General features: G+C 59.7%; 18 protein-coding genes. 8 read left to right on the plus strand and 10 right to left on the minus strand.

All coding sequences use genetic code 11. The features are described 5' to 3' along the window. Together HX855_RS18330 and HX855_RS18335 are read left to right on the plus strand one after the other, a co-directional pair. A partial coding sequence (locus HX855_RS18330) for an autotransporter domain-containing protein (protein ID WP_177089976.1) occupies positions 1-1735 on the plus strand: 1735 nt, incomplete at its 5' end. 294 nt (positions 1736-2029) lie between these two features. Next, a complete protein-coding gene (locus HX855_RS18335) occupies positions 2030-2344 on the plus strand; it encodes a hypothetical protein (RefSeq protein WP_177089975.1) in 315 nt (104 codons plus the stop codon). A gap of 290 nt (positions 2345-2634) precedes the next feature. Here the strand turns inward: HX855_RS18335 and HX855_RS18340 are convergent, their stop codons facing one another. Both HX855_RS18340 and HX855_RS33390 read right to left on the minus strand, forming a co-directional pair. Continuing rightward, a complete protein-coding gene (locus tag HX855_RS18340; protein WP_177089974.1) occupies positions 2635-3048 on the minus strand; it encodes a hypothetical protein in 414 nt (137 codons plus the stop codon). Between the two features lie 310 nt (positions 3049-3358). Further along, positions 3359-3574 (minus strand): hypothetical protein, encoded by a 216-nt coding sequence (locus tag HX855_RS33390; RefSeq protein WP_309139822.1) that lies wholly within the window; start codon positions 3572-3574, stop codon positions 3359-3361. A 260-nt stretch (positions 3575-3834) separates the two neighbouring features. Between HX855_RS33390 and HX855_RS18345 the strand changes: the two genes are divergently transcribed. Beyond that, the gene (locus HX855_RS18345) at positions 3835-4290 is read left to right on the plus strand and encodes a hypothetical protein (RefSeq protein ID WP_177089973.1); all 456 of its coding nucleotides are present in this window, start codon (positions 3835-3837) and stop codon (positions 4288-4290) included. 82 nt (positions 4291-4372) lie between these two features. Here the strand turns inward: HX855_RS18345 and HX855_RS18350 are convergent, their stop codons facing one another. The 3 genes from HX855_RS18350 to HX855_RS18360 form a co-directional block, all read right to left on the minus strand. Further along, positions 4373-4642, minus strand: a complete 270-nt coding sequence (locus tag HX855_RS18350) for a hypothetical protein (protein ID WP_177089972.1) — start codon at positions 4640-4642, stop codon at positions 4373-4375. A gap of 39 nt (positions 4643-4681) precedes the next feature. Beyond that, a complete protein-coding gene (locus HX855_RS18355; RefSeq protein WP_177089971.1) occupies positions 4682-5674 on the minus strand; it encodes a zinc-dependent alcohol dehydrogenase family protein in 993 nt (330 codons plus the stop codon). 62 nt (positions 5675-5736) lie between these two features. Beyond that, positions 5737-6039, minus strand: coding sequence for a helix-turn-helix transcriptional regulator (locus tag HX855_RS18360; RefSeq protein WP_177089970.1), 303 nt, complete (start codon positions 6037-6039; stop codon positions 5737-5739). A gap of 602 nt (positions 6040-6641) precedes the next feature. Between HX855_RS18360 and HX855_RS18365 the strand changes: the two genes are divergently transcribed. Further along, entirely contained in the window at positions 6642-6839 is a 198-nt protein-coding gene (locus tag HX855_RS18365) for a hypothetical protein (protein ID WP_177089969.1), read from the plus strand. Positions 6840-6989: 150 nt separating this feature from the next. Continuing rightward, on the plus strand, positions 6990-7739 hold the full coding sequence (locus HX855_RS18370; RefSeq protein ID WP_177089968.1) for a hypothetical protein: 750 nt from the start codon (positions 6990-6992) through the stop codon (positions 7737-7739). A gap of 12 nt (positions 7740-7751) precedes the next feature. On the opposite strand, the gene HX855_RS18375 is transcribed toward HX855_RS18370, so the two are convergent. Together HX855_RS18375 and HX855_RS18380 are read right to left on the minus strand one after the other, a co-directional pair. Next, entirely contained in the window at positions 7752-9068 is a 1317-nt protein-coding gene (locus tag HX855_RS18375) for a CitMHS family transporter (RefSeq protein ID WP_177089967.1), read from the minus strand. A 218-nt stretch (positions 9069-9286) separates the two neighbouring features. Further along, positions 9287-10549 carry an MFS transporter gene (locus HX855_RS18380; protein ID WP_177090077.1) on the minus strand — a complete coding sequence of 421 codons (1263 nt, stop codon included), beginning with the start codon at positions 10547-10549 and terminating at the stop codon, positions 9287-9289. A 242-nt stretch (positions 10550-10791) separates the two neighbouring features. Between HX855_RS18380 and HX855_RS18385 the strand changes: the two genes are divergently transcribed. Further along, positions 10792-11919 carry an MFS transporter gene (locus tag HX855_RS18385; RefSeq protein ID WP_177090076.1) on the plus strand — a complete coding sequence of 376 codons (1128 nt, stop codon included), beginning with the start codon at positions 10792-10794 and terminating at the stop codon, positions 11917-11919. 55 nt (positions 11920-11974) lie between these two features. Next, positions 11975-13072 (plus strand): LacI family DNA-binding transcriptional regulator, encoded by a 1098-nt coding sequence (locus HX855_RS18390; RefSeq protein WP_177089966.1) that lies wholly within the window; start codon positions 11975-11977, stop codon positions 13070-13072. Positions 13073-13179: 107 nt separating this feature from the next. On the opposite strand, the gene HX855_RS18395 is transcribed toward HX855_RS18390, so the two are convergent. From HX855_RS18395 to HX855_RS18405, 3 genes are read right to left on the minus strand one after another with little or no spacing between them, the layout of a single operon-like run. After that, on the minus strand, positions 13180-14790 hold the full coding sequence (locus HX855_RS18395; protein WP_177089965.1) for an FAD-dependent oxidoreductase: 1611 nt from the start codon (positions 14788-14790) through the stop codon (positions 13180-13182). 17 nt (positions 14791-14807) lie between these two features. Further along, positions 14808-16595: a thiamine pyrophosphate-binding protein gene (locus HX855_RS18400; RefSeq protein WP_177089964.1), complete on the minus strand. Its 1788-nt coding sequence runs from the start codon at positions 16593-16595 to the stop codon at positions 14808-14810. Continuing rightward, entirely contained in the window at positions 16592-17308 is a 717-nt protein-coding gene (locus tag HX855_RS18405; protein WP_177089963.1) for a ThuA domain-containing protein, read from the minus strand. The genes HX855_RS18400 and HX855_RS18405 overlap by 4 nt, the downstream gene beginning before the upstream one ends. 289 nt (positions 17309-17597) lie before the next feature. Between HX855_RS18405 and hisD the strand changes: the two genes are divergently transcribed. Beyond that, complete coding sequence (gene hisD, locus HX855_RS18410; protein WP_177089962.1) at positions 17598-18881, plus strand: histidinol dehydrogenase; 1284 nt, start codon at positions 17598-17600, stop codon at positions 18879-18881. Positions 18882-18985: the final 104 nt, after the last annotated feature.

Raw genomic sequence — 18985 nt, forward strand, 5'->3', positions numbered from 1 at the left:
GGGTGATGGTGGTACGACCGGAAGCATCACAGGCGACGTTGCGACGAGCACTGGCACCACGCTGGCTTTTGATCACAGCGATCCCTACGCATTCGGCGGCGTGATCTCGGGCGCTGGTGCACTGAGTCAAATTGGCACCGGCACGCTGAGCTTGACCGGCGACAGCAGCGCATTCACGGGCGCGAGTGACGTCGCCGCCGGCACCCTGGAGGTTGACGGCAAGCTGGGCGGCACATTGACGGTGGACAGCGGCGCGACCTTGTCCGGTATCGGTACGGTTGGCACGACGACCCTGGCCAACGGCGCGATCCTGGCGCCCGGCAATAGCGCCACGCCGGTTGGCACGCTGAACGTAAATGGCAACCTGACCTTCGCGCCAGGCTCGACTTATCAGGTCCAGATACCGCCTGGCAGCACCACCAGCAGCCTGGTAAACGTCAGCGGCACAGCTAACCTGGCAGGCTCGGTGGTGCATTTGGGCGAGAACGGCAATTACGCCGGGTCGAGCATCTACACCATCCTGACGGCCAACCAGTTGAACGGCAGCTTTGATTCGGTATCGAGCAACCTGGCCTTCCTGACGCCTTCGTTGGTCTACGACGCGCATGACGTGATGCTGCGATTGCAGATGAAGGAAAATTTCGCCGACGCTGCCGCAACCCACAACCAGCGCGCCGTGGCCAATGCGCTGCAAAGCCTGCCTGCGGGCAGTGATCTTTATAACCGCATATTGAACCTGCCCAACGGCGCACCGCCGTCGGCGTTCAACGCCTTGTCTGGAGAGTCGCACGCCAGCACCGCCTCTGTTCTGCAGGGCGTCACGGACAATGTCATCAAGCTGCCAATGGATCACTTGCGCAGCAAACTGGACGCGAGCGAAACGGCCAGTCCGGAGGCCGAGCAACCGGTCTGGGTACAGGTATTCGGCAACTCTCGTACGTTGGGCGGCAACAGCAACTCGGCCAAGGTCGAGGAGTCGGACGGCGGCGTGTTCGTGGGTGCAGACCGGTTGATCGACAATGGTTGGCGAGTGGGTGGGGCGCTGGGCTATACCGACAGCAACAGCACGGTCAGTGACCGTTCGTCCAAGTTCGCTATCGATAGCTATAGCGCTACGGTTTACGGCGGCAAGGCGTTTGACGCAGGTCCCGGCAAGATCAATCTGACTGCTGGCGCGGCCTATACCTGGAGTGATATCGATAGCCGGCGCGACGTCAACGCCGCCGGCCTGGACCAGACGCTGAAGTCGACGTCCGGCGCCAGCACGAGCCAGGTATTTTCGGAACTGGGATACGCGTTGCCGCTGAATAATCACGCCACGATCGAACCGTTCGTGGGTGCGGCGTTCAGCGACCAGCGCCTGCGCGGTTTCTCGGAATCGGGCGGTTCCACTGCATTGGACGGCGAAAGCAAAACCAACGATGCCACCACCACCACGCTGGGCCTGCACGCCAAAACGGCGCTCACTGCGCTGCAGTTGCAAGGCCATCTGTATGGCACTGTGGGCTTGCGCCATGCCTTCGGTGATGTAACGCCGGAAACGACGATGGCATTCGAGGGCAGCCAGCCATTTACCGTCGCGGGCGCCCCAATCGCTCGCAATGCGGCAGTCACTGAGGTTGGGGCGGATGTCGCTGTGAGTAAAAACACCACGGTGGGCGTTTCCTACAACGGGCAGTTCGGCGCGGGCTACCAGCAGAACGCCGGCAACATCAACGTCAACTGGCGGTTCTGAGGCTCGCGGTCCGTTGTTCAACTGCGCGGTGGCAATGCTGCCGCGCGGGTCCTTGGGTCTTATGTTTCTAACCAAGTTCTGGCGGAGTGCCGCTGGGCTTCATCGCGGATAGCGCGAATGGAACAGGGCGAGCATTCATATGCTAATGGGCCTTCGCAGCGGACTGCGCTATTCACTCGGTCCCTCCCTCGCAACAGTCGTACCGGACGGGCGACGCTGCTAGAGGCTGCCCGCAGGGATTTTCGCATCCTCCCCCTCAGCGCTGGAGTCCCGCCAGACCAAAGAGGGAACGACATGCGGATCTTGATAGCAGGGATGACATTTTCTGCGTTGACACTGTTCACCAATCTGGCGTTGGCGGCGAAGCCGTCCGATGAGAATCTGAGCTTCTGCACAACCCTTTCTGAATTGGCCGGATCTATCATGAAGAATCGTCAGGACGAGGTGTCTATGGACAAAATGATGAAGGTCATCACAGGAGAGCCCGGTCTTGAGGCGCTAGGGGCAGAGATCATTAAAGATGCGTACAGCACATCGGCTTTCCGTACTAAAGAAAACCAAAAAAGAGCAGTAAGCGAATTTGAAAAAAGTGGTTTTCGTTATGCTTGAAGATAAGAGGTAAATGACAGTTCAGCTCCGCAACGGGCGTTTGTAGAAATAACTGCAAATGCTCGCAATGCCTGAGACTTCGATGGGGAAAATCCGGTTCGGCTTCTCAGGCCCTGCCTTTGCAGACGCCAACCTGGCGCTCCGCCAAGTCTCTCCCACTGGGCGGAGATCTTACGGGCAAGGTCGCGCCCGTCATCTGCTTGGCAGGGTGAACCCATTCGCACAGCCAACTATGAAAAAGCCCGCACTTAGCGGGCTTTTCTATCAAAGTACTGAAGACTCGACCTGGTTCAGCTTCCCACATTGAAGCCTACTTTCTCGCACTTCACCCGAGCAAATGCTTTCGGGTTGCCACCCACACGAGCGCTATTGGTCTCCATCACTTGGTCGCCGCGCAGCATGAAAAACCACAGCTCCTGCCCTGAATAGCCGCCGTAAATATTCTTTGCATTCATGATGACGCATATCCCATACCCGAATCGAAGCCCAAAGATGCCGTTCCACATCGGAATAGGCTCACCCAGAAACTGATACTTTGTTGAGTCGGGATCCGGCTGCGTCCGCGCCATATACGCCTTGATCGTGCGGTCGTAGTCGAAGGGATAGGGTCCATAGTCCGGGTTTTCAAGCTGCTCTGGAGTGGGTTTAACGCACCCGGAAAGAAGAAGCGAGGCGGCACAGGCTACAAGCAGTTTCTTAAGCATGAGGTTCCCTCTCTGGCTGATGCCGCATTTTACCATTCGTGGCGTACAGCCACCATTGGAGGGCAGAGCTGCCCGGCAAGTCTCAGACAAAGAAATGCCTGTGATGGGGAGGGCGGGCTTAGAGGTGTTCACCAAGAGTTGGGATAACAATAGGCGCTCGACTGTAAAAGGGATGCGAGGGCAGTGGTCCCTAAGCAGTGCGCATCACTTATGAAAACTATCTATTGCCGGTATCCGCTCTCGTCGATCGGTAACGGGTACCTGCTTTCATCTATCAGTGAGCGCAATCGCTTTGAGTGGATAATCGCGTTTAGTCCATGTGGCCATAGAAGTGATTCAGTGCTATCAGCTCAATCACCGTCACGAAAACGCAGAGCACCACGAACCCGGGGCTGAAGACTCGCTTGCGGTTGGATGAGCTGACCTCTGGCCACGTCCCTGAGTAGCTTGTGAAAACCGCCATGAGCGTCAGCAGCGCATAGGTCCCTGCCTTGCTCCAGAAGCTCTGATTTCGGCACTCAGTCACCAGTCTTGCCATCCACAGTAAGGGCGATTTATCGCATCAAGGCGGCGTCTACTGCAGGAAGAAAACTCCGTAGATGCCTTGCCTTAAGCATGCTGAAAGTATGCGATGCTCGAATGAGTATGCGCAACGAATACGCATAGGGCTGTTGCCTGGATTCCGTAAAGCGATTCGTGCTGAGGATGTCCAAATGCCATCATTTCGCTACAATGCGCGCCGGCTGAGCTTCAGCCGTGCCAATGAAGGCGCAACGGAGTGATGGTATGACGATGGGGAAGGTGGCGGGCGCCACGCTGCTTGCAGCAATGACGGTATTGGGCGGATGCGCAAGCATCGTGAGCGATAGCAAGCCAAAGGTTGGGCTGTATAGCCTGCCGACAAATGCCAACTATGTAATCAAGGACAGCAAGGGAAGTGTACTGCTGAAGGGTGTCACGCCAGGCACGGCGCTTTTGGAGACGAGCCGAGGCTACTTTAAAAGCCAGAGCTATACCGTCACCTTCCAGAAGGACGGATACACAGAGACGACTGTTCCTCTGAAATCTACGGTTAGCGGCTGGTACTGGGGAAATCTGCTGATTGGCGGTTTGATCGGCATGCTGATCGTAGATCCGCTGACAGGCGCCATGTACACGCTGCCTGAAGACGCTACAGGAAATCTGTCGGCTGTTGCATTACCTCAAGCCTCGTTGCTGCCAGCACCGGGCGCGCCTCAGTAGTTAAGATATCAAAAACAAGCCCGCGCTTGGCGGGCTCTTCGATTGAAGAGGCTCGTGGTTCAAGCTTCAGCCTCGGACGGGCTCAGCCGTTCAAGTTTAAGTGGACCTGGTTCCGGCTAATTTTTCCCGCCTTCACCTCATCCGCATAGCCGCTGAGCTTTCCTTGCTGCGCGGCGAGCAATGCGCCCATCTTCATCAGGGCCATCGCTTCGTCTGGTGATTTGGCGACCCCGGCGATAGTGGCCAGCTCATTGACCGACCAGGCGATAACGGCCATTGCATCTTCGAGGTCGTAGAACAACTCCTGCTGTGCGGTCCTTGGGCCGTCGAGCATTTCCATCAGTCCTGTCATCTGTTCGTGCTCCCCTTGGAAATGATTCAGTGCACCGGCTCAAACACCCTCGCACCAATCCTCCAGCAAGCCGGGAGACACGGCAATCGCGATTTTCCCCTGAATACCATTGTTGGGGCTTTCCAGCCGCGAATGGGCGAGCGGGATGTCGGCAAGGGAGTAGACCGCGCCAATGTGTGGCCGCAGTTGACCGTTCGCTATCAGTGCACTCATTTCATCCAGCTTGCCGCGATTCTGCCGGGTGAAAACGAAGTGGTAACTCGCGTTTTTGCCCCAGGCCTGAACGAGGTTCTGTGGTTGGGCAATGTCCACAATCGTGACAATACGACCCAGTTGCGCAAGCACGTCCGGGCTGCGGGACAATGTGTTGCCGCCGATGGTATCGAACACGACATCGACGCCACGGCCACCGGTTTCCCGCAAGATGGCCTCGACGTAATCCTCTTTTTGGTAGTCAATGATCACATCGGCGCCCAGGCTTCGTGCGAACTCAATGTTTACGTCGCGCACGGTCGTGAACACCTTGGCTCCCATGGCTTTTGCCAGCTGGATCGCCACGTGGCCGACGCCTCCCGCGCCGCCATGCACCAGAGCGCTTTCTCCCACCCTGAGTGCCGCACGCACCACCAATGCTTCCCAGGCTGTGCCGCCGACCAGGCTCAGGCTTGCCGCTTCAAGGTGGCTCAGGGAGGGGGGCTTCTTGCCGATTATGCTTTCGGCCGCCACGTGGTACTCGGCATAACTGCCAGGCCCATCAAAAATCTGCGGGGTGTACCAGACTTCGTCCCCTGGCGAAAAGGCCCTCACACCAGGGCCGACTGCTTCAACAACACCCGATACGTCATGCCCGCTAATGGCGGGTAGGGGCACCAGGTCAGGGTAGTCGCCACGTCGGACCTGATAATCCAGCGGGTTGATGGAGGTTGCGTGGACGCGAACCAGCACGTGACCTGCGTGTGGCACTGGTTTGGCTACGTCGCAGAGTTCGAACGATTCCGGGCCGCCAAATGAATTGAGTATCAACGCTTTCATTGTATTGCCTCATTTCGACAAAAAGGGATATCGCGAAATCTAGATATGATGTAGTAAAAAAGTTACAGCTCTTTCCCCATGATCTCGGCAAGCTTGCTGATGGTTGCTTCATTGCGCTTGTAGTAGGTCCACTGGCCGATACGCCTGACTTCCACCAGGCCCACTCGTTGCAGCGTTGCGAGATAACCGGACACCGTCGACTGCGAAAGTCCGATGCCTTCCTGAATACTGCTGACGCACACGCCCACCGTGTGAACATCACCTTCATCTTGTGGAGGGAAGTTCTTTTCGGGGTCTTTCAAACCTTTCAGGATTTCGAGGCGTGTCTGGTTTGAGAGGGCTTTGAATATTTCGAGTAAGTCCATGAGGCGAGGATATCGAGATTTACCGATATGTCAATGCGCAGTAAGGTTCCGTGGTCGTGCGTGGCCACTTTCGGTCCAGCGGGTGTAATAGCGCTTTTTCGAACCCTTGCTAATCTTTCTGAAGATTTCACCACAAGGATCGTCCATACAGCGCTGTATCTCAGGAGAGACCCCATGAGTGCCAAGGACAAACCAGAAGGGCAAGTGGTCCCCGGCTACGTCACCTTTGTCGGGAGTGAGGCATCGTGGGCCACAGGGCAGTTCATGAGTTTCAGCTATAGCGTCAATGGGCAGCATTTTCATAAGTCTCTCAATGAGACGGTTGACGCTTGGTCAACGGCAACGCTTCGTAACGCCACCTCTGGCCTGCGGGTAGGAGACCGAGTATCTGTCTGGTGCTCTCTCACCGACCCGGGCGTGTGCTGCATTGGCGAAAACCCAGCCGAGAAACCAAAGATCTTGCGCTTGATGGAGACTCTGGGATCGCTAGGGCCGTTATGAAATTGAGCCCCACCGTTCGTCCATCGTCCGGCACTTCCCGACCCCGCCCCGTTTCTGATGTTCAAGCACGGACATCCCGCGCGCCAGAACGGAGAGCCAGCATGGAAATTAACGAGAAGGCCCCTGGGAACCTATCCCAGCAGGGCGTAACGCGCGGTACCGACAATGAGGCCGGGCATGATCCCCGGCGCGATCAACCTCAGGCGGCTCCACCGCCGGACGATGATGCGCCCTTGGAGGAAGACATGTCGGACGTCGATGCCGCCGACTCGGTGGCGAGTGAACACCCCGACAACTGACGCATCCGAACAAGCCCGACCACAACGTCGGGCTTTTTTGTGGTCAACATTCCTGCCGCCCTCATTGCACTTTTTCCCATTCTCCCGCTCTATCTCTGGCCCGACCACATTAAATTCCCGGCGTGGACACGAGACCCAGACCTGGTGCCGATGGATCGCACAATCCCTGTTTTTATCATTCGATGGATGCGCCAACCACTCTGGCTGGCGGCGGTCTTGATGCTGTGCGTCAACGGTTGCAGCCAGCAGCAAGGACGGGATATCGCCAAGCAGTTCAGCAACGGCAAGCCCGATGAATTCTTCCAGACCAGTGTCGATCGCATGGCCACCCTGGGCATGCGCGACAATCTGCAAAGCCTGTATGTGCTGATGAGCAAACTCTACCTGCGCAACCCCAACCAGTGGCGTCAATCGGGGTACCCGGATGCGGTAACCGCCGCCCGGCAAATCCGCCAGGCCATCGAACTGCGCCAACCGTTGCCCGCCCTTGGGGATCGCCGTGACCTGGCGGCATTGAGCTACTCGTTGAGCCCTGAGTTTCGTGGCGACCGGGTGGGGGCCTTTATCTATGCGATCGGCAGCATGCTCGTCACCGCACACGGCGGGCGCACCGAGTTTTATATAACGGACTCGATCAATCCGCAGTTCGTCAGCAATGCCGCCCGAAACATCGAGAAGGCAACCTGGTTGCTCAGTCAGCGCCAGGATGCCAATGGCTCGTTATTGCTGTTCTCCAACGAGATCTCGGAGGAGACCAGCAACCTGAGTTTTGCCGTGGAGTTCGGCAAGATCGTCGCGCGCCTGGACCTGTTGACCCAGATGCTCGACGAATGCTACCGCCGCATTGGCCTCAACTACGCGCAAAGCTTGCTGCTGATGAACTTCCTGCCGGTGCAGTAGCGAGCAGTCATCTCAGAACAGCCCCAGGGCCCACGCGATGCCGAACAGCACCAGGGAAAACCCCCACATCCACCAGAACGAGTAGCGGATGTGCCGCCCCAGGTCCAGCCCGGCCAGGCCCAGGGCCAGCCATAGGGCCGGCGAGAACGGGCTGATGAAGGTGCCGATGATGTTGCCGATCATCAAGGCATACACCACGCTTGCCGGTTGTACGCCGTAGTTTTCCACCACTTCCAGGGTCACGGGCATCAGGCCGAAGTAGTAGGCGTCGGTGCTGAGCATCAGTTCCATGGGCAGGCCGAACAGGCCGAGGACGATGTGCAACTGCCCAACCATTGACTCAGGAAGTACTTGTACCAGGTCCTTGGCAATGGAGGTCAGCATGCCGGTGCCGGCGAATATGCCGAGCATGGACCCTGCTGCCAGGATGATCATGCCCATGCTCAAGGCCGCCGCCGAATGCGCGGCGATTCGTTGCATCTGCACTTTGCCGCCTGGGTAGTTGATCATCAGGGCCACGGTGAGGCCGAGCATGAAGATATAGCCGGCCGGCAGCACGCCGAGGAACAGCGACGTCAGTACCAGCACAAACAGGCCCGCGTTGAACCACAGGCGTTTGGGGCGCTCCAGCGCACGTTCTGCATCGCTGATGTTCTCAAGGGTGTTGGTGGTTTCCACCAGCACCCCATCGTCCATCGCGGCGCCCCCGGCGGCCATGATACGCCGCTGTTCGCGCCAGCCGAGCAGGGCGGCCAGGGCAATCAGCAGCACCACCCCGAAGCCCTGGACGGGAATCAGCGGGCGCCACAGATCGGTGACGTCGAGGCCGGTCACCGCCGCCGAACGCCCCAGTGGCCCGGCCCAGGGCACCATGTTCAGAATGCCGGCACCGATCGCCAGCAGCATCAACATCAGGTAAGGGCTCATGCGCAGTTGCTTGTAGAGCGGCAACAGCGCGGGGATGGTCAGTAGAAAGGTGGTCGCGCCGGCACCGTCAAGGTGCGCGAGCATGCCAATCAGGGCAGTGGCAACGGCCACGGCGATCACATTGCCCCGCGTCAGCCTGACCATAAAACCGATCACCGGACGAAACAGCCCGGTGTCCTGCATCACCCCGAAAAACGTAATGGCGAAGATGAACATGGTGGCGATCGGCGTGACCCGCCCAATGCCATCGGTAAAAAATCCGGAAATTTCCGCAGGGCCGAAGCCGGCAAACAAGGCGCCCAGCAATGGCACGACGATCAACGGCAGGATGGGCGACATACGCCCGATGAGTAGCAGCACGACCAGGCTCAGGATCGTGATCAGACCTATCAGCGTCAGCAAACCGAGTTCTCCTCTTGTTCTTATCAGGTTGTCACGTGGACACACGCACAGGTCGACCGTAATGGCCGAACCTTTCAGCAACCTTTAAGGCAGGCGGAGATAACCCGATGATTTGTTTGAGAATGTGTACGTGAAGCGACGCAGCTTGCACAAACCTTGTGGCGTGGGCGCGATTCCCTGTGCCACAAGATCAGTGCGTGGCCGCTCAGCGGCCTCTATCACGCGTCGGTTTGCGCTTTACCGCAGGCAGCGGTTTTTGTCGGTGAGCGCATCAGCAGCGGGCCGAATGTCGCCAGCAAACCCAGCATCACCAGCGGGAAAAACATCAGCTTGCTCAGGCCGAAGTTGCTGACAATCACGGTGATCACAGCCGGGCCCATCAGCATCCCGGAAAAGCCGATGCAGTTGACGATGCCGATATTGCGCCCGGCATGTGCCGGATCCCGACGCCCGGCGGCGGAGATCATCAAGGGGGCAATGCACGAAAGGCCGAGGCCAAACATCGCAAAGCCGATAATCCCGGTCACGGCCGTGCTGCCCACAATCGTGACGACCATGCCCAGCACACACAACGTGCCGCATCCGAACACCACCTGCGCATTGCCAAACGTGGCGGCCAGGCGGTCGCCAAAAAGACGCCCCACGAATGACGCACCGACGAACAGCGAGACTGCCATGCCGGCGGTCGAGGTGGTGGTTTCGAACTCCCGGCGAATGTATTCCTGGCCCCAGTCGGCAAGCGCATTTTCGCCCATCATGCTGCCCAACAGCAGCGTGCCGAGGGCGATCATCACCAGCAGCGTCTTGGCCGAGGGGCCCTTGCCGGTTTCGTCCCGGGACTGGGTACCGGCTTGCCAATCGTCGAGTGAGGCGTCTGGCACATCATGCTTGCCCAGCAACCACCGGCTGAACACACAGCCGAGAATGAACATCGCGAGGCCCAGCACGGTATAGGGCACCATCACGCTGTCGGTGTAGAACCGGGTCAGCCAGCTGCACACCATGCCCAGCAGGAAACCGCCGAGGGAATAGAAGGCATGGAAGCCGGACATGATCGAGCGTCGGTAAAAGCGCTCTACCTGCACGCCATGGGCGTTCAACGCCGTATCCAGGGCACCGCGCAACAGCCCCAGCACCGTGCCAAAACACAGCGCAAACCAAAAGCCGTTGACGAAGCCCAACGGGATAATCGAAAGGGGATAGGCGAGCGCACCCAGGGTAATCACCGGTTTTGCACCGAAGGAGTCCAGCAGTCGACCGACCAGCAACGCGCCGGCTGCGGAACCGACGCCGACCCCGAGGGCAATCAAGCCGAAACTCGCATCCCCCAGCTCCCCCGTCAACCCCAGCTGGGCCCTGAACACACTCACCCCGGTGGACCAGATGTACATCATGGCGCCGATCATCATGAAGCCAAGAAAGGTCGCAATACGTGCCTTGCGAATACGCGGAGGGATCGGTGTTTTCTGAAAAGTGTTTATCACGCTGCATGGTCCCTTTTGTTTTTGTGGGGTGGTTATGCAATTGGAAGTTATACGAATAACCTTGCGGAAGTAAAACCTGCGATCTATGAGCTGTCAATGCTTTAGGAATCCATGACGGGTTACTGCACACGGCAGTGGTCGAATTCTGGATTTTAAGTTATACGTATAACTCTTATTGTCCGGGTCCTGGGGTTTCCGTGTCGTCTCAAGAGTTGTTGTTGCCGTGCTCCACGCCGCATATGCCGGCCTATCGCTTGACGTTTCTGCTGTCCGGCTTATGCATGGGCGCCTGGGCGCCGCTGGTTCCCTATGCGCGCAGTCGGGCAGGAGTAGACGACGGCGCATTGGGCATTCTGTTGCTGTGCCTGGGTCTGGGTTCGCTGGTGATGATGCCGCTGGCGGGCATCCTGAACGCCCGCAAAGGCTGCCGCTTTACCATGCACATCGGGATTACCCTGGTATTTCTGACGCTGCCGCTCCTGGCGACTACGCATTCATTCATCGGCTTGATGTGTGCCCTGACCATATTTGGTGCCGGGTGCGGTGCGGTGGATGTGACGATGAACGTGCAGGGTGTGATGGTTGAGCGCGCCACCGGCCGGTCGCTGATGTCGGGCTTTCATGGCTTGTTCAGCCTGGGCACGATCGTCAGTGCGGCGGGGATCACCGGTTTGCTCTGGCTGGGCGCCACGCCGTTGTTGGCCAGCAGTGCGGTGATGGCGGCGCTGGCGGCGTTTGTCCTGAGCTACGGGCGGCAGATGCTTGGGCGCAGCGGCGACGAAGGCGCGCCGATCTTTGTGCGGCCTACGCGCAAAGTCCTGGTGCTGGGGGTGCTGTGCCTGTTCGCCTTTCTGGCGGAAGGCGCGATTCTCGACTGGAGTGCGGTGTTCCTGACTCAGGTGCGTGAGGTAGAGCCTGCCATCGCGGGCCTGGGTTACGCGTGCTTCGCTGTGATGATGGCGTTGGGGCGCCTGAGTGGCGACCGGATTCTGCTCAGGCTCGGCGCCCGGGTGGTGCTGGTGGGCGGCGGGTTGATTGTGATCCTGGGCTTCCTCACGGTGGTGCTCGCGACGAACTGGCGGGTGAACCTGGTGGGGTTTGCGGTCATCGGTATCGGTTTGGCCAACATCGCGCCGGTCTACCTGTCCCTGGCGGGCGCGCAAAAGACCATGCCGGGGGAGCTGGCGATTGCCGCGGCCACCAGCCTCGGTTATCTGGGTATCCTGATGGGCCCGGCGGTGATCGGGCTGTTTGCCCATGCGACGAACTTATCCTGGGCGCTGCTGGCGGTTGCCTCGCTGATGGTCGCGATCATGCTCAGTGCTACACGACTGGTTCCGAAGGTTTCCCGTCAGCGGGTACACTGAGCGCCTGTTTTTTCATGACCTCGCATGAGGTTTCAAAAGGATTGGGAAGCAAGCGATGGCCGTTTCAATGAAAGACGTAGCACTGGCGGCAGGGGTGTCCCAGCCTGCGGTGTCTTACGCCTACAACCGACCCTCCAAACTGTCTGCGGCCCAGCGCGAGCATATTCTCGAAGTGGCGGCCTCGCTGGGCTACCCGGGCCCCAATGTGCTGGGCCGCAGCCTGCGCTCGGGCAAGATCGGGGCGATCGGGTTGATGATGATGGACAAGTTGTCCCTGGCCTTTGCCGACCCGTGCACCATCGCCATGCTGCGGGGGATCAGTGAGGTGGGCGAGTTGGAAAATGTCGCGTTGACATTGTTCCCACTCAACAACAACCGCCTGGTGGGCCGCGGCCAGGCGGCCAGTCACGGCAGCCTGGCCCTGCGCGGGCTGGTGGATGGCTTGATTATTTCGACCCTGCCCGATGATCACCCGGCGGTACTGGCGGTGGTGAAGCACAGCATTCCGTTCGTGGTGATCGACTCGCCGCTGGTGGAAAATTCATTTTTTGTCGGCATCGACGATCGCGGCGCCGCCCGCACGCAGATGCAGCACCTGCTGGACCTGGGGCATCGCAAGATCGGCGTCATCATCGACCGCCTCAACCCGGATGGTTATCGCGGCCCGATTGATCTGCAACGCTTCAAGAGCGCCAGTGAGCGGATTGTGCGCGAGCGCCTCACCGGTTACGTGGAGGCCGCCACGGCGGCTGGCCTGGCGTTTGAAGACCTGAGCGTGATCGAGGCCGGTGGGCTGGATTCGATGTCGGGGCAGGCCGCAGCGTTCACGTTGTTGACGTCCAACGAGGTCACGGCGGTGGTGGCGTGTTCGGATGTGATGGCGATTGCCTGCATGAAAACCGCCCATGCCCTCAATCGCCCGGTGCCGGAAACCCTGTCGGTGATCGGTTTTGACGATATTCCCGAGGCGGTGCAGCTCGGTTTGACCACCATTGCGCAACCCATGGTGGAGAAGGGCGTCTACGCGGCACGCATGCTGACCGAGCAACTGAATGCCCCGGCCGATGCGCCGCTGGCGCCCGAGCAGAAGATTTTCGCCACCAAACTGGTGGTGCGTACGTCCACTCGCCACCTCCAGCCCGCAGACGCCTGATCCTGTCGGTAAGGGATCACTTCAGGCGCCGGCTTGCCTGCGATGGCATCGACTCAATACCACTGAACACCGAGTCGACTGCATCGCAGGCAAGCCAGCGCCTACCTCTACCGTGGCTGTCCCTTGAAGTGTGCCGCTACCCTGAGGGCATTCGCCGCGATGGTCAGTGCCGGATTCACCGCTGCCGACGAGGGGAAGAACGAGCTGTCCACCACCCACACGTTCTCCAGGTCATGCAGCTTACAGTTCAGGTCCAGCACGCTGGTGGCCGGGTCGGTGCCCATTACAGCCGTGCCGCACTGGTGGGAGTTGGTCGCGATGCCCATGCGTGCCTTGAGGATCAGTGGATACCCCGCGTCACGCATGGTCTGGGTGGCCTTGCTCACCAGGCCTTCATGGGCCTTGAGGTTGTTTGGCGTCCAGTGGACCTTGATCGCCCCGCGCTGGGTGTCGTAGGTGACGCGGTTATCGGGCGTCGGTAAATCCTCTGAGGTCAGGTACAGGTCCACGCTGTGATCAGTGATATAGCGTGAAGCAAATTTGGGCAGCCAGGGCCGCATGGCGCTGATCATCGGTTCGCGGATTTTCCCCAGCATCTGCACGTTACCCAAGGGGAACGCATTGTGCGGGCTTGCGCTGTACCAGTCGTTGATGGCCAGGGTTTTCTGGAAGGTCACGTTGTTCTTGCGCCGTGGGTCCACGGCCAGCATGAACGTGCTGTTGTGCACCATGTAGTTACGCCCCAACTGCCCCGAGCTATTGCCCAGGCCGTGAGGATGTCGCGGGCTGGCCGACTTGAACAACAACGCTGCGCTGTTGACCGCGCCGCACGCCAGCACGAAGCGCTTGGCGCGCAAGGTCACCTCGCGGCCATCGAACAGGCCCTGGGCTTCGGTCACGGTGTTGCCATCGCTGCAGGTATTCAGTTGCCTGATCGTGGTTCGGGTCATCAGTCGAATGCTGCCGGCGCGCAGGGCCGGCCTCAGGGCTGACACTTCAGCATCCGCCTTGGCATCCACCAGGCAGGGATAGCCATCGCAGGTTGAGCACAACACGCAATCGCCGCCATCTCGATAGTCCACCGCCGCCGGCATCACGAACGGCTTGAGCCCCGCACGCTGCATACTCTGCTCAAGCGCCACCAGGGCCGGATCATGTTTCAATGCCGGTTGTGGGTAGGGGCCGGAACGCCAGGGTTCACTGGGGTCGATACCGGCCTGGCCGTGCACGCGGTACAGCTTTTCGGCTTCGGCATACCAGGGTTCAAACTCGGCATAGCTGACGGGCCACGCAGGGGACACGCCCTCGGCATGCTGGATCTCGCCGAAATCCGCTTCGCGAAACCGTGGCAGCATGGCGCCGTAGAATTTGGTGTTGCCGCCGACGTAATAAAATACCCCCGGCGAAAACGCTTGGTTGGATTGGTCCAGCCACGGTTCAGCATTGCGATAACGCCCTTGGCCGAACACTGCTTCGGCGCTCCAGTTCTGGATCTCCCGGGGCAAAAAGTCCCCCCGTTCGACGATCACAATATCCAGCCCGCTGTCACGCAGGGCATGGGCGAAGGTCGAACCGCCCATGCCCGAGCCGATAATCACCACATCACAGTGGATAGTGCCATCTGCATCAGGTGTCACCACGTCGAGGGCGCGCGGTTCGCGCGGCGCCCCCGGTTGTGGATTCAGCTCTGCATGATGCGAAATCAATGCATCACTCATTTGAGCCGCTCCGGCGTTTACAGGTGTTGTTCGGAATTACGGATCTGCCAGTACTCATCCTGGCGTTCGTCGGTGATGTACTCCGGAATCGGGAAGTCCCACCACCCTGGCACCCAAGGGCCCGCCGCGTCGCGATCGGTGGGTACTTCGATCAGCACCGGCACGTTCAGGTCCAGCGCCTCCTGCAGGATCGGCTCGAGGTCTTCCGGGCGCTCCACACGGTAGGATTTGAGGCCGAAGGCTTCGCCCACCGCCTTGAAGTCCGGGCTGTAAGGCGTGCCGTCCGGGTGGTTGAACTCGGTGCCGATATGGCGGCTGGTCTGCTTGCGCTGGCCACCGCGAATCGACATGTAGCCGGCGTTGTTCTGGATCAGGAACACCACCGGAATATTGTTGGTCACGCAGATCGCGATTTCCTGGGAGGTCATCAGGAAGTCACCATCCCCGAGGATGCACACCACCGGCTGGTTGGGCGCCGCCAGCTTGGCACCGATGGCCGCAGGCACGGCCCAGCCCATGGAGGAGAAACCGCCGGAGGTCAGGTGCGTACGCGGGGTGTACACCGGGAAGGTCTGCTTGACCGCGCCCTGGGTATTGCCGGAGCCGACCACCACGATGGTGTCCCGCGGGAACACTTTACGCAGCGCGCCGAGCGGGCGTTGGGAGGTGAACGGGAAACGATCGGAGTCACGACGGCCGGCCAGTTTGGTTTCCCATTCCTCCTGATAACCGCGCAGGTCGCTCAGGTACGCTTCGCGCTCAACCGTCTGGTCTTTCAGGCCTTCCACGATGGCGGCCAGGGCGTATTTGGCATCAGCACAAATACCCACGGTCACTGGGTAGTTCTTGCCGATTTCGTGGGGGTCGATGTCGATGTGGATCAGCTTCGACGGCGGGATCGCAAAGGTCACGCCCTTGGCATAGCTGGACGACGACCAGTCGGTGAAACGACAGCCCACGGCAATGATCACGTCGGCGGTGGACGCGACCTTGTTGCCACACAAGGTGCCGGTCTGGCCCACGCTGCCGGCGAACAATGGGTGATCTTCCGGGAAGCCGCTTTTGCCGTTCCAGGTGGTCACCACCGGAATTTTCCAGGCTTCGGCAAGGGCGAACAGTTCCGCGCTGGCTTCGCCGGTAATCACGCCGCCACCAATCACCAATACCGGGCGCTGGCTGAGTTTCAGCTCTTCCACCGCGCGCGCCGTAGCCGCCGGGTCCGGAAAGCATTTGCCGATCGGGGTGCGTTCTTCGAGGGCGTGAAGGGTCACTTCAGCCGCTTCGGCCTGTACATCCATCGGAATTTCCAGGTGCACAGGACCCGGGCGCCCGGTGACCATCGCACTCCAGGCACGGTGCATCATAAACGGCAACTCTTCAACGCGGGTTGCCACCCAATGACGCTTGGTCACGGCCTCGGCGATTTTCGGGAAGTCGTTGTCGGTGTAGCGTTCCAGCTCCTGCAACAAACCGTGGCCACGCATGTGAGTGGGTGGCCCGCCGGTGATCAGCATCAGGCTGGTGGAGTCGGTAAACGCAGTGGCCATGCCGATCACCGTGTTGGCGGCGCCGGCACCGATGGACGTCACCGCCGCCATCGGCTTGCCGCTCACTCGGTAGTAGCCATCGGCGAGGTGCACCGCGCTTTGCTCATGGAACACCTGGATGAACTTGAGCTTCGAGTCTTCTTCGAGGAAGGCGTCGGTCAGGGTCCAGATACCGTGGCCAGGAATACCGGCGACGTATTCGACGCCATAATTTTTCAGGGTTTGAGCCACGATCTGGCTGCCGGTCAATTTAGTCATGACAGGACTCCTTGGGTTGATGGAACGGAGGTGGTTGGCGCGGTAGTGGCTGCACGCCCGCGTGTCGCCCAGTTCAGGCCTTGCTTGGTCAGGCGGCGGATATTCGGGTCGGCGAGGTTGCTGGTGTCGTGCCCGATGGAGTGATAGAACACCCGGCCCTCGCCCCAGTGGCGCACCCACGCCACCGGGCTGCGATGGCCGTTGAGCCAGGGGAAGGGATTGCCGTCGAAGGTGGTTTCAGCCAGCACGTGGATGTTCGGGTCGACCTGCATGTAGTACTGCTCGGACCGCACCTCGAAATCCTCGACGCCTTGGGTGACCTCGTGGCTGTGGTCGATGACATTGACCTGGTACGGATGGGGAAAGCCTTCACCCATCGGGTGTTCCAGGAACGAGCCGCCGAGCACCCAGTGGTACTTGAGGCTGGCGCGAAACGCCGCGCCCGCACCGTGCCAACCCACCAGGCCGGTGCCGCTTTCGATCGCTTCCAGCAGGCGGTTTTCCTGGGAAGCGGTAAGCGTCTCGGTGGTGACGGCGTTGTTCCAGCCGATCACGATCAGGTCATAACCGGTCAAGTCCCTGTCCAGTGTGAAGATGTCGGTGGACTCTTCGACCTCGAAATCCAGCTCCTGGAAAACGGTGCGCGCCCATGCCGCAATTTCGTAGGGGAAATGGCCGGGCCAGCCACCGAATAGATACAAGACTCGACTCACGGTTGATCACCTCTTTACGTTGGGTGTGATTATTAGGTTATACGTATAACCGCTTATTTAACCTATCACTCCGAATCCCTAAGTCAATGGGGCTGGCGTATTTTTCGCAAACGGTTATACGAATAACGTCAGCGACCTGCGCCAGTGCTTCAACACTGCGTCTGTGCTGCGTCAGGTTGCGTCACCAATAGGGAGGCTGCGAAATTGCCCGGGGCAGGGGGGTAGGAAAAGATGGTTGCCAATGTCGGGGGCATGTCGCGTGCCCTCAAGAACCACCTGGAGCCACTTGATGATTCGTTACCTGAAAACACCTAAACCGGTCGAAGCCCAAGCCGAGATTGCTGCTCAAGTCCGCGATACCGTTGAGCGCATCATCGCCAACGTCGCCCGCAACGGCGACGCGGCTGTGCGTGAATACTCCCTGCAGTTTGACCAGTGGTCGCCCGTGTCTTTCCGGCTGAGCGACGAAGAAATTGCGGCGTGCGTGGCGAGCCTTTCCGAGCAGGAAATCGGCGATATCACCTTCGCCCAGGCTCAGGTTCGGCGCTTCGCCGAGGTCCAAAAAGCCTCGATGCACGATGTGGAAGTCGAGACCTTGCCGGGGGTTATCCTCGGGCACCGCAATATCCCGGTGAACTCGGTGGCTTGCTACATACCGGGCGGCAAGTACCCGCTGTTGGCGTCGGCCCACATGAGCGTGCTGACGGCCAAGGTGGCCGGTGTGAAACGGGTGGTCGCCGCTGCACCGCCGTTCGATGGCAAGCCTCATCCGGCCATTGTGACGGCGATGTATCTGGCGGGCGCCGATGAGATCTATTGCGTCGGCGGGGTGCAGGCCATTGCCGCGTTTGCGTTGGGTACGGACACCTTCAAACCGGTGGACATGATCGTCGGGCCGGGCAACGCCTATGTGGCTGAGGCCAAGCGCCAACTGTTCGGCAAGATTGGTATCGACCTGATTGCGGGGCCGACCGAGACCCTGGTGATTGCGGATGACAGCAGCGATGTGGAAATCATTGCCGCCGACTTGTTGGGCCAGGCCGAGCATGGGGTCAATTCCCCTGCGGTGTTCCTGACCAACAGCGCCGAGCTGGCGCAAACCTTGCCAGCGGAGATCGAACGTCAGTTGGCGATCCTGTCCACCGCGCCGGTGGCTTCTGTCGCCTGGCGTGACTATGGCGAAATCATCCTGTGCGACACCCTCGACGAACTGGTGCAGGAAGCCGACCGAATTGCCTCCGAGCACGTGCAGGTGATGACGCGGGATCCGCTGTATTTCCTGGAGCACATGACCAACTATGGCGCGTTGTTTCTTGGTGAGCGCACCAACGTTTCCTATGGCGACAAGGTGATCGGCACCAATCACACCTTGCCCACCACCGGGACTGCGCGGTACACCGGCGGGCTGTGGGTCGGCAAGTTCATTAAGACCTGCACGTATCAGCGGGTGCTGACGGATGAAGCGTCGGTGCTGGTGGGGGAGTACTGCTCGCGGTTGTGTGGCATGGAAGGGTTTGCGGGGCACAAGGAGCAGGCGGATATCAGGATTCGTCGTTATAAGAAGCATGAGTGAGGGGGCATATCCGTTATTTAGGTAACGGCTTCTATGGGTTCCGCTCTTACAGCGGCTCACTTTTGAACAGCGCAAAAGTAAGCAAACGCTCTTGCCCCACCACT

The organism is Pseudomonas sp. IPO3778 (genome assembly GCF_013386825.1).
In the GTDB taxonomy this organism is placed as follows: domain Bacteria; phylum Pseudomonadota; class Gammaproteobacteria; order Pseudomonadales; family Pseudomonadaceae; genus Aquipseudomonas.